This window comes from Pseudomonas paracarnis (assembly GCF_904063055.1).
GTDB classification, from domain to species: domain Bacteria; phylum Pseudomonadota; class Gammaproteobacteria; order Pseudomonadales; family Pseudomonadaceae; genus Aquipseudomonas; species Aquipseudomonas paracarnis.
In genome coordinates this window covers 1-454 of record NZ_CAJFCN010000080.1, presented here as the reverse complement: position 1 = coordinate 454, position 454 = coordinate 1, and the positions used below count along the sequence as shown (strand labels likewise).

The 454-nt window shown below is 60.1% G+C and carries 1 pseudogene; it reads right to left on the bottom strand.

Annotated features, from left to right (window positions below):
- Nucleotides 1–46 precede the first annotated feature (46 nt).
- Nucleotides 47–454, bottom strand: a pseudogene (locus tag JMV15_RS27995) (efflux RND transporter periplasmic adaptor subunit); the annotation flags it as partial.

The window sequence follows — 454 nt, the reverse complement described above, 5'->3', positions numbered from 1 at the left end:
CCACATAGGCCACGGTACCCAGCACTTCGGTGCCCATTTCCGTCTAGCTGACGTTCACCGGTTTGCCCACGCGAACCTTGTTCAAGTCTTTGGGAAATACGCCGAAGGTGACCCACACCTGGGACAGGTCCGAGAGGGTGAATGCATTGCTGGTTTCACTGACCACCTCGCCCACCCCCAGGTGTTTTTCCACCACCACACCGGCGAAGGGCGCACGCAGTTCATAACGATTGCCGCCGGCCAATACGGCAGTGCCGCTGAGCGCGGTCATTTTTTGCCGCGCATTGTTCAGGGCGATTTCGGCTTCTTGCAGAGTTTGCCGCGCCAGCAGGTAATCCTGGTCGGCAGAGATTTTGTCCTGCCACAACTGACGCTCGCGCTGGAAGGTAGTGCGCGCCAGTTCGACCCGGCGCTCGCTGGCGGCCAATTCGCTGCGCTGGTCGGAAATCTGCTG